The 10,626-nt window shown below is 65.7% G+C and carries 9 protein-coding genes and 1 rRNA gene; 3 read left to right on the forward strand and 7 right to left on the reverse strand.

Features of this window, described 5'->3' with window-relative positions:
• The 7 genes from ABGB08_RS53600 to ABGB08_RS53630 form a co-directional block, all read right to left on the reverse strand.
• A 16S ribosomal RNA gene (locus ABGB08_RS53600) occupies positions 1 to 69 on the reverse strand; the annotation flags it as partial.
• Between the two features lie 565 nt (positions 70 to 634).
• Positions 635 to 3,214 (reverse strand): valine--tRNA ligase, encoded by a 2,580-nt coding sequence (locus ABGB08_RS53605; protein ID WP_347607996.1) that lies wholly within the window; start codon positions 3,212 to 3,214, stop codon positions 635 to 637.
• A gap of 72 nt (positions 3,215 to 3,286) precedes the next feature.
• Entirely contained in the window at positions 3,287 to 4,564 is a 1,278-nt protein-coding gene (gene clpX, locus ABGB08_RS53610; RefSeq protein WP_155351446.1) for an ATP-dependent Clp protease ATP-binding subunit ClpX, read from the reverse strand.
• A 224-nt stretch (positions 4,565 to 4,788) separates the two neighbouring features.
• A complete protein-coding gene (locus ABGB08_RS53615; protein WP_155351445.1) occupies positions 4,789 to 5,451 on the reverse strand; it encodes an ATP-dependent Clp protease proteolytic subunit in 663 nt (220 codons plus the stop codon).
• Positions 5,448 to 6,092, reverse strand: a complete 645-nt coding sequence (locus tag ABGB08_RS53620; protein ID WP_155351444.1) for an ATP-dependent Clp protease proteolytic subunit — start codon at positions 6,090 to 6,092, stop codon at positions 5,448 to 5,450. Before ABGB08_RS53620 ends, ABGB08_RS53615 begins: the two co-directional genes overlap by 4 nt.
• A 206-nt stretch (positions 6,093 to 6,298) precedes the next feature.
• Positions 6,299 to 7,663 (reverse strand): trigger factor, encoded by a 1,365-nt coding sequence (gene tig, locus ABGB08_RS53625; RefSeq protein ID WP_347608001.1) that lies wholly within the window; start codon positions 7,661 to 7,663, stop codon positions 6,299 to 6,301.
• A gap of 187 nt (positions 7,664 to 7,850) precedes the next feature.
• The gene (locus ABGB08_RS53630; RefSeq protein ID WP_347608004.1) at positions 7,851 to 8,717 is read right to left on the reverse strand and encodes a helix-turn-helix transcriptional regulator; all 867 of its coding nucleotides are present in this window, start codon (positions 8,715 to 8,717) and stop codon (positions 7,851 to 7,853) included.
• A gap of 269 nt (positions 8,718 to 8,986) precedes the next feature.
• On the opposite strand from ABGB08_RS53630, the gene ABGB08_RS53635 reads away from it, so the two are divergent.
• Genes ABGB08_RS53635 through ABGB08_RS53645 form a run of 3 tightly spaced genes read left to right on the forward strand, consistent with a single transcriptional unit; the run spans position 8,987 to position 10,452 of the window.
• On the forward strand, positions 8,987 to 9,454 hold the full coding sequence (locus ABGB08_RS53635; protein WP_347608007.1) for an ATP-binding protein: 468 nt from the start codon (positions 8,987 to 8,989) through the stop codon (positions 9,452 to 9,454).
• Positions 9,455 to 9,502: 48 nt separating this feature from the next.
• Positions 9,503 to 9,838 (forward strand): metalloregulator ArsR/SmtB family transcription factor, encoded by a 336-nt coding sequence (locus tag ABGB08_RS53640; RefSeq protein WP_155361757.1) that lies wholly within the window; start codon positions 9,503 to 9,505, stop codon positions 9,836 to 9,838.
• Positions 9,835 to 10,452 carry an SRPBCC family protein gene (locus tag ABGB08_RS53645; protein ID WP_347608012.1) on the forward strand — a complete coding sequence of 206 codons (618 nt, stop codon included), beginning with the start codon at positions 9,835 to 9,837 and terminating at the stop codon, positions 10,450 to 10,452. Before ABGB08_RS53640 ends, ABGB08_RS53645 begins: the two co-directional genes overlap by 4 nt.
• Positions 10,453 to 10,626: the final 174 nt, after the last annotated feature.

Raw genomic sequence — 10,626 nt, forward strand, 5'->3', positions numbered from 1 at the left:
CCGCTCGACTTGCATGTGTTAAGCACGCCGCCAGCGTTCGTCCTGAGCCAGGATCAAACTCTCCAAAAAATGCTTGAAAAGAAGATCTCCAGCTGAAACATAATGTTCAACCAAAGGAATCCGTCAAAATAGACGGGGTTGTGCATCATGCACTGGCTTTTAGCACACTGTTGAGTTCTCAAGAAACGCACACGTACACCTGCACCAGCAAGACCGAAGTCTTGCAGATCCGGGGGTGTCTCTATCTTTGCAAGCTATCCGATCTACGTCAAATCATTAAATTTGCCGTCATCTCAGCTAACTTGCGAATCTTTCAGTCGCTCTGTTCCCAGAGCACCCCTCTACTCTGCCGACCCTGAAGCGACGCCGATCGTGGCGAAGCGTCCGGAATCCCGGCTGAGGGAGGAGGGGGGCGGAGAGTCCGCCGCCGGGATCCTGTTGGGGTTCCCAGCGCGCCGTACCGACCGCGTACAAGAACATTAGCACCCCTACAGGGATGCTGCGAGCAAACTTCGGTAACCCGAGATCCATTCCCTGGCCACGATCCCCTAAACATCGACGCCCAGAGTCCAGCCTTCCCCAACGATCGGCAGGCCCGGAGGGGATCCCTCCGGGCCTGTCTGGCCAGGTCGCGTCAGGCGGGCAGGGCCGCGAGCTGGGCTTCCAGGCGGGCGATGTCCTCCTCGGCCTGGGCGGCGCGGGCCCGGACCTTGCTCACCACATCCTCGGGGGCCTTTGCCATGAACTGCGCGTTGCCGAGCTTGCCGGTCACCTGAGCCTGCTCCTTGCGCGCCACGGCGAGGTCTTTTTCGAGGCGTTTGCGCTCAGCCGCCACGTCGATCGCCCCGGCTGTGTCGATCTCCACGGTGACACCGCCGACCGCCAGCTTCGCGGTCGCCGTGAACGAGTCGGTCGGGGCGTCCAGGCGCAGCAGGGTGCGGATGGCGGTCTCGTGGGCCGCCAGAGCCGTACCGGAGAGGGACAGGTGGGCGGCGACGCGCTGGCCGGGCTTGAGGCCCTGGTCGGAGCGGAACCGGCGGACCTCGGTGACGAGGTCCTGGAGGGAGTCGATCTCGGCCTCGGCCGCCTTGTCGGACAGGGAAGTGTCACCTGCGGGCCAGGGAGCGATGACCAAGGACTCCTTGCCGGTGAGCGCCCGCCAGAGCTCCTCGGTGACGAAGGGGACCAGCGGGTGCAGCAGGCGGAGCAGGGCGTCGAGCACGTGGCCGAGAACACGCTTGGTGTTGTCGGCGACCGGGCCGCCGGCAGCGATCTGGATCTTGGCCAGCTCCAGATACCAGTCGCAGACCTCGTCCCACGCGAAGTGGTAGAGCGCGTCGGAGATCTTGGCGAACTCGAAGTCCTCGAAGGCCGTGTCGACCAGCTCGATGACGGACTGGAGGCGGGACAGGATCCAGCGGTCGGCGGGCGTGCGCTCGTCGGGCAGGCCGGTGGAGACGGCGCCGTTCATGAGAGCGAAGCGGGTGGCGTTCCAGATCTTGTTGCAGAAGTTCCGGGAACCGGCCGCCCAGTCCTCGCTGATCGCGACGTCGGAGCCGGGGTTGGCGCCGCGGAGCAGGGTGAAGCGGGTCGCGTCGGCGCCGAAGCGCTCGATCCAGTCCAGCGGGTCGACCACATTGCCGAACGACTTCGACATCTTCTTGCCGAACTGGTCGCGGACCATGCCGTGCAGGGCCACGGTGCGGAAGGGCGGCTGGCCGTCCATCGCGTACAGCCCGAACATCATCATTCTGGCGACCCAGAAGAACAGGATGTCGTAGCCGGTGACCAGGACCGACGTCGGATAGAAACGCTTGAGGTCCGCGGTCTCCTCGGGCCAGCCCAGGGTCGAGAACGGCCAGAGGCCGGAGGAGAACCAGGTGTCCAGAACATCCGGATCCTGGACAAAGCCATCAGGGGGTGTCTCATCGGGGCCGACGCAGACGGCCTCGTCGTTCGGGCCATACCAGACCGGGATGCGGTGGCCCCACCAGAGCTGGCGGGAGATGCACCAGTCGTGCATGTCGTCCACCCAGTCGAAGTAGCGTTTGGCCAGCTCCGGCGGGTGGATGCGGGTGCGGCCGTCGCGGACCGCGTCGCCGGCGGCCTTGGCGAGCGGGGCGACGTTGACGAACCACTGCAGCGACAGGCGCGGCTCGACGACGGTCTTGCAGCGCGAGCAGTGGCCGACCGCGTGCACATACGGCCGCTTCTCGGCGACGATGCGGCCTTCGGCGCGCAGGGCGGCGACCACGGCGGGGCGCGCCTCGAACCGGTCGAGGCCCTGGAACGGGCCGGGCGCGGTGATCACGCCGCGCTCGTCCATGACCGGCAGGGCCGGCAGGTCGTGGCGGCGGCTGATCTCGAAGTCGTTCGGGTCGTGCGCGGGGGTGACCTTGACCGCGCCGGTCCCGAACGCGGGGTCCACATGGTCGTCGGCGACGACCGGGATCATCCGCCCGGTCAGCGGCAGCTCGACCTCGCGCCCGACCAGGTGCGCGTAACGCTCGTCCGACGGGTGGACCGCGACCGCGGTGTCGCCCAGCATCGTCTCGGCCCGGGTGGTGGCGACGACGATCTCGGTGTCGCCCTCCCCGTAGCGGATCGAGACGAGCTCGCCGTCGTCGTCGCTGTGCTCGACCTCGATGTCGGACAGGGCGGTCAGGCAGCGCGGGCACCAGTTGATGATGCGGTTGGCGCGATAGATGAGCCCGTCGTCGAAGAGCCGCTTGAAGATCGTCTGGACGGAGCGGGAGAGGCGCTCGTCCATGGTGAATCGTTCGCGGGACCAGTCGACGCCGTCACCGAGCTTGGTCATCTGGCCGAGGATGCGCCCGCCGGACTCCTCCTTCCACTGCCAGACGCGCTCGACGAACGCCTCCCGGCCGAGGTCGTGCCGGGACAGGCCCTCCTTGGCGAGCTCGCGCTCCACCACGTTCTGGGTGGCGATGCCAGCATGGTCCATACCCGGCAGCCAGAGGGTCTCGAAGCCCCGCATCCGGGCGCGGCGCGACAGCGCGTCCTGAACCGAATGGTCGAGGGCGTGCCCGACATGCAGCGACCCGGTCACGTTCGGCGGGGGCAGCACGATGCTGTACGGCTCACGCCCGCTGCCAGGATCCGCGCCGAAATATCCGGCCGCTACCCACCGCTCGTAGCTGGGGGTCTCGACGTCGGCAGGTGCGTACTGGGTTGGAAGCTCAGGCGTTGTCACGCTGCCTAATTGTAAGAGCACCCAGGGGTACAGCCGTCGCGAATAACGGCGGCCATACCCGACTAAGGCGGATCAGGCCGACTTCTCCCGAGGGGTGCGCTGCTGCTTCAGCTGGTCGCGCGGGATGAGGGTGGGGTTCACATGCTCGAGGACGGCTTCCCTGGTGATCACCACGCGGGCCACGTCCTGCCGGGAGGGCACCTCATACATCACCGAGAGGAGCACCTCCTCCAGGATCGCGCGCAGGCCGCGGGCGCCGGTGCCGCGCAGGATCGCCTGGTCGGCGATGGCCTCCAGGGCGTCGTCGGTGAACTCCAGCTCGACGTTGTCCAGCTCGAACAGCCGCCGATACTGCTTCACCAGCGCGTTGCGCGGCTCGGTCAGGATCTGGATGAGCGCTTCCCGGTCGAGGTTGTGCACGCTCGTGATCACGGGAAGGCGGCCCACGAATTCGGGGATCATGCCGAACTTGAGCAGGTCCTCGGGCATGACGTCGCCGAAGATGTCGGAGGAGTCGACCTCCTCCTTGGAGTGGATGATGGCGTTGAAGCCGATCCCCTTCCGGCCCACCCGGGACTCGATGATCTTTTCCAGGCCGGCGAAGGCGCCACCGCAGATGAACAGCACGTTGGTGGTGTCGATCTGGATGAACTCCTGGTGCGGGTGCTTGCGGCCGCCCTGCGGGGGCACGCTCGCGGTGGTCCCCTCCAGTATCTTCAGCAGGGCCTGCTGCACGCCCTCACCGGAGACGTCGCGGGTGATCGACGGGTTCTCGCTCTTGCGGGCGATCTTGTCGACCTCGTCGATGTAGATGATGCCGGTCTCGGCCTTCTTGACGTCGTAGTCGGCGGCCTGGATCAGCTTCAGCAGGATGTTCTCCACGTCTTCGCCGACGTATCCGGCTTCGGTGAGCGCGGTGGCGTCGGCGATGGCGAACGGCACGTTGAGCATCTTCGCCAGCGTCTGGGCGAGCAGGGTCTTGCCCGAGCCGGTGGGGCCGAGCAGCAGGATGTTGGACTTCGACAGCTCCAGGCCGTCGTCCCGCCCGCGCTCACCGGACTGCACCCGCTTGTAGTGGTTGTAGACCGCCACCGAGAGGGCCTTCTTCGCCTTGTCCTGACCGATGACGTAGGCGTCGAGGAACTCGTAGATCTCCCGTGGTTTGGGGAGATTGTCCCACTTCAGTTCGGAGGACTCGGAGAGCTCCTCCTCGATGATCTCGTTGCAGAGGTCGATGCACTCATCGCAGATGTAGACGCCAGGTCCGGCGATGAGCTTCTTGACCTGCTTCTGGCTCTTGCCACAGAACGAGCACTTGAGCAGGTCTCCCCCGTCGCCGATGCGTGCCACCCCAGATACTCCTTTGCGTGGGACCGCCCTGCTGCCGCGGTCCGTCTATTCCGCGCCAGTCACTCCGGTGCGAAAACGTCATCCCGCTCAGGTTTCGACGTTACCGTCTTCCGGGCCCTCAGTGAGCCCCCTAGCGGCGAGTCGCACCGGAACGTGCCCAATTGGGCACCGTTCCGGTGCGGTCAGACTAGTCCATTCGATCCTTCGGATCGCGGACTCGGCCGCTAGGAAGCCACGGCCGCGGCGCGACGCTTGCGGGACGGGATGATGTCGTCCACCAGGCCGTATGCCTTCGCCTCGTCCGCGCTGAGGATCTTGTCGCGCTCGATGTCGCGGCGAATCTCGTCCGAAGATTTGCCCGTGTGCTTTGCCACGATTTCTTCGAGAAGTGACCGCATGCGGAGGATCTCGCGCGCCTGGATCTCGATATCCGACCCCTGACCGCCGCCCTCAGTGGAGGGCTGGTGGATCAGAACCCGGGCGTTCGGCAGCGCGAACCGCTTGCCCGCGGTGCCGCCGGCCAGCAGCACGGCCGCCGCCGAGGCCGCCTGGCCGAGGCAGACGGTCTGGATCTCGGGCCGGACGAACTGCATGGTGTCGTAGATCGCCGTCATGGCGGTGAACGACCCGCCGGGCGAGTTGATGTAGATGCTGATGTCCCGGTCGGGGTCGAGCGACTCCAGCGTCAGCAGCTGGGCCATCACGTCGTTGGCCGAGGCATCGTCGATCTGCACGCCGAGGAAGATGATGCGATCCTCGAACAGCTTGTTGTAGGGATTCATCTCCTTCACCCCGTACGTCGTGCGTTCCACGAACGACGGGATGATGTAACGGCCGTTGATGTCTCCCGGCCGGATCAGCTCACTCACTTTGGAAGCTCCAGTCATGAGACGGCGCCCTCGGAGGGCACCTGCCGTGCGCTGCGAACGACGTGGTCGATGAAGCCGTAGTCCTTGGCCTCCTCGGCCGTGAACCAGCGGTCCCGGTCGGAGTCGCGCTCGATCTGGTCGACCGGCTGCCCGGTGTGGAAGGCGATCTGCTCGGCCAGCGTCTTCTTGACGTAGAGCATCTGCTCGGCCTGGATGGCGATGTCGGCCGCCGTGCCGCCGATGCCGCCCGAGGGCTGGTGCATCATGATGCGGGCGTTGGGCAGCGCATATCGTTTGCCGCGGGCGCCGGCGCAGAGCAGGAACTGGCCCATCGAGGCGGCCAGGCCCATCGCCACCGTGCACACGTTGTTCGGCACGTACTCCATCATGTCGTAAATCGCCATGCCGGCCGTGATGGAACCGCCGGGGGAGTTGATGTAGAGCCAGATGTCGCGGTCCGCGTCGTCCGCCGCGAGCAGCAGGAGCTCCGCGCAGAGGCGGTTGGCGACCTCGTCATTGACCTGAGTGCCGAGCACGACGATGCGCTCGCGCAGGAGCCGCTGGTAGAGCTGGTCCTCAAGCCGGAACGAGCCGTTGGGCTGCGCCTGAGACTCGGGCCCGAAGCTGGTGGGCTGGAAGAAGGTCGGCGGGCTGGTCACAGCGTCACCTTCCGATGCGTCGTTATCGATGGGCTTTGATTGTGACCTTAACGCGCGCCGCAGACAGCTCATGCCCGCACGCGAGGCTGTTCGCTGACGGCGCATGTGAGTGACCGCCGGGTTTGTACGGTTTCCGACGCGAAAGCCGTACCCACACCCGCAAAACGGCCCCCGGCGAATGCCAGGGGCCGCAGCGGAATCGTTTGTTAAGGGGCGGGGACCGTTTCGGGAGCGCCGTCCTGCTCGGGGTTGAGTTCGGCGTAGATGGCTTTGAGGTCCACCTCGTTGCCCTCGGTGTCGGTCACCTTGGCGGCGTCGCCGACGACCGTCTTGGCCTTCTCCCGCACGATCTCCATCATGGCCAGGGTCAGCTGGTCGTTGTCGGCCAGGTGCTGGGCCAGCGTGTTCGGGGCGACGCCGAGCTGCTGGGCGCGGCGGACCACGAAGTTGGTCAGCTCCTGCTCGCTGACGCCGATGTCCTCGGCCTTGACGATCTTGTCGAGCACGAAGCCCGACTTGAGGGCGAGCGCGGAGTTCTCCGCGAACTCGGCGAAACGCTCCTCCTCGGTCGTCTGGTAGAGGCGGAAGTAGGCCTCCTTGCTGAGGCCGCTCTCCTGGATCTGGTGCTCCAGGTTGTGCTTGCGGGCGTCCAGCTCGGCCTTGAGCGCGCTCTCCGGCAGCGGGATGTCGATGCTGTCCAGCAGCGCCTCCACCGCCTTCTCGCGGGCCTGCACGACCTGATCGATCAGCTTGTTGCGGCGGGACTGCTCGCGGATGCTGCCGCGCAGCTCCTCCAGCGTGTCGAACTCGCTGGCCAGCTGGGCGAACTCGTCGTCCAGCTCGGGCAGCACCTTCTCCTTGACCGACTTGACGTTGATGATCACGTCGGCCTCCTCGCCGGCGTTCTCACCGCCGACCAGGGTGGTCGAGAAGGTCTTCTCCTCGCCGGCGCCGAGGCCCTCCAGCGCGTCGTCCAGGCCCTGCAGCACCGAACCGGCGCCCACCTCGTAGGACACGTCGGCGGCCTGCTGCTCTTCCAGGTTCTTGCCGTCGATCTCGGCGCGCAGGTCCATCACGACGTAGTCGCCGCGACCGGCCGGGCGGTCCACGCCGGTGAGCGTGGCGAAACGCTGGCGCAGGCCCTCCAGCTGGGCGTCGATGTCGGCATCCGACACCTCGGCCGGATCCACCACGATCTCGGCTCCGGTGTAGTCCGGCACATCGAAAGCGGGGCGGATGTCCACCTCGGCGGTGAACTCGACCTGAGCGCCGTCATCGATCCGGGTGACCTCGATGTCCGGCGTGCTCACCGGAAAGAGGTCGATCTCGTCGACGGCCTGGCCGTAAAGTTTGGGGAGCGCGTCGTTCAAGGTCTCCTCAAGAACCACCGCGCGGCCGAAGCGCTGCTCGATGATCCGGGCCGGAACCTTGCCGGGGCGGAATCCGGGGACGCGCACCTGCTGCGCGACCTTCTTGTAGGCCGCCTGCAGGCTCGGCTCCAGCTCTTCGAACGGCACCTCGACGGTGAGCTTCACCCGGGTCGGGCTGAGCTCCTCGACAGCGGTCTTCACGGGGTGGTCTCCTTGATCAAGCATCTGGTGATCGCGGGCACTCAACGCACAGTCACTGTGATGCACAGTCACTGAGGCACGTCACGCGTGCCGCGCCCACGCATAAGGCGAATGGGCATGCTCCACTGTGGCGGGTGTCCAGCGCCACACTGCAGTCTAGGGCAGAGCGGCACCAGCAAGCGACGACTCAAAGCTCGTGTGAGATCTTTCTGAGAATCTCGATCGTCTCCGCCGGTGTGGTGCTGACCGCGCAGAGGCGTTCCATGACCTCGCTGTAGCGGTCGACCTCTTCGCGTTTGTCGAGGTAGAGGGCGCTGCCGAGCTGTTCGACGTAGATGATGTCGGGCAGTTCCGCGTCGGGGAAGCGCAGGATGCTGAACGCGCCACCCTCCGCCGCGTGGCCGCCGAAGTCGAACGGCATGATTTGGATCGTGACATTCGACTGGCTCATCAACTCGATCAGGTGCTGCAGCTGGCCGCGCATCACCTCGGTGCCGCCGATCGGGCGGCGCAGCGCGGCCTCGTCGATGACCGCCCAGAAGGTCGGCTTGCGCGGGCCTTCCAGCACTCGCTGGCGCTCCAGCCGCAGGTCGACCCGGCGGGCGATCTCCTCGGGCGCCGCGCCGACCGCGCCCGCGGTGATCACGGCACGCGCGTATTCCTTGGTCTGCAGCAGACCCGGCACGAACTGCACCTCGTAGGTGCGGATACGTTCCGCCGCCTCCTCAAGCCCGACATACGCCTGGAACCACGAGGGCAGCAGGTCGTTGAAGCGGTGCCACCAGCCGGGCTCGTTGGCCCGCTCCACCAGGTCCAGGATGGCGCCGCGCGCGTCGTCCTCGGCCACGCCGTAGAGCGTCAGCAGGTCGGCGACATCGCGCTCGCGGAAGCTGACCCGGCCGAGCTCCATCCGGCTGATCTTGGATTCGGAGCCCCGGATCAGATGGCCGGCGTCGTGGCGAGAGATTCCCTTGGTCTCGCGGAGTTTGCGAAGCTGGGTTCCCAGGAGGATGCGGAGGGCCGTGGGGCCTTGTCCCGGCTGGGTCTGTGTCACGGCGCCTCCCTCTCAACTTGGTTCGAGCGCTGGAGAGGACGAAACCACACCCCCAGCCCACACAGTGTCACCACTTCCGGGCACGAAGACAAGGTCTGAACCTCGTGTCCATTTCACATTGAAGCAACGATCGAGGCAACTGCACATGGCAGTTGCACGTGCATTTGGGTCTTGCATGGGCATACCGGGTTGACCCATGATGGCTTAGTGCATATTGGGCCAATGGTGCACTAGTACGCAAAACTGGCGAAGCGGGAGGTGCGGGCAGGATGTTGGAGAAGCCCATATCCGCCCGCGATGTTGGCTTTGAGCAGCTGATGCGAGGCGCTCCCGACTCGCATGCCACCACGTGCCCGCTCCGGCCGCAGGCCGATTCGGTGAAGACCGCCCGAGATGTGACCCGATCGACACTCAGCGACTGGGGACTTTCGGAACTGAGCGAGGACGCGACTTTGGTGGTTTCGGAGCTGGTAACGAACGCTGTCCGTTACGCCCTGTATCCGGTCGACCGAATGATTGACTGTCCGATAACTCTGATGTTGGTACGGCTTGCGCCTCATGTCCTTCTGGCGGTCTCCGATCCCAGCAACGAGGTGCCGACTCCAAAGGAACCGGACTTCATCTCCGAAAACGGGCGCGGCCTGTACATCGTGGAGACCTACAGCCAGGCGTGGGGCTGGGACGTTCTGGACGCCGGGGGCAAAGCGGTCTGGGCACTGTTCCGTACCGACATCTGATGCACGTTTCATTTGGAATATATAAGTTTGCATTGATATAAAGAATCTGTGCACGCGTTCGACATCCTCGGGGACCCGGTACGCCGCCGCATCCTGGAGCTCCTGGCCCAGGGCGAGCAGAGCTCCGGTGCCATCACCACGGTCATCCAGGCCGAGTTCGGGATCTCCCAGCCTGGCGTCTCCCAGCATCTGCGGGTCCTTCGGGAGAGCGGTTTCGCGTCCGTACGAGCCGAGGGGACGCGGCGCCTCTACTCGGTCGAGGGTGAAGCGCTTCGCGAAGTCGACGCGTGGCTGGACCAGTTCAGGCGGTTCTGGAGCCAGCGGCTGGACGCGCTGGGCACGGAGCTCGCCCGGGGGAAGCGGAAGAGAAAGGACGGCGAATGATCGACATCGTGCAGCAGATCGCGGCCGCTCACCGCGCGGTGGAACTCCGGTCCGGGGCCGACGGAGAGAGCGTTTCCATTCTGGTACGGCGGACCTACGACACGGCCATCGAGAACGTGTGGAACGCGCTCACCGATCCCGACCGGCTGCGGCGGTGGTTCCTGCCGGTCAGCGGCGAATTCCGGGTAGGCGGGCGGTTCCAGGTCGAAGGCATGGCCGGTGGCGACATCCTGCACTGTGATCCGCCAAAGCTGCTCCGGGTGACGTACGGGCATGAGACCAGCCTGGTCGAGGTACGGCTGGCCGAAGACGGCGAAGCCACGGTGCTCGAACTCGACCACACGGTTCCGCTCGCGCTGGCGGGGAGCGTGGCCGGGGCGCTGTATGTCGGGCCTGGGTGGGATGGGGCGGTCATGGGGCTCGGGCTCTATCTGTCCGGGATGGAGACCGACGACCCCGTCGTGGCGGCCAACTCGCCGGAAGTTTTGGAGTTCTCGAGCCATTCCATCTCGGTATGGGAATCCGTCGTCAAAGCGGCGGGGCTCGCCACGGACGAGGAGCTCGTGGACGCGGTCGCGGCCGCGAAGGCGCAGTTCATTCCCGACAAGTCGTAGAAACTTTCAGCAATTCCTGCAACGACGATGGAACGGCACGGAACGCCCTAGATGATTGAGTCCAAGGGGTCTGGTCACTTTCAGTGGTCGTAGGCGAGCAGGGATCGCTTGATCGGCTGGCCGGTTTTGTCGTTGTGCCAGATCGCGGCGGTCAGCGCGAGGATCCGTGCAAGC

This window comes from Acrocarpospora sp. B8E8, assembly GCF_039871605.1.
GTDB classification, from domain to species: domain Bacteria; phylum Actinomycetota; class Actinomycetes; order Streptosporangiales; family Streptosporangiaceae; genus Acrocarpospora; species Acrocarpospora macrocephala.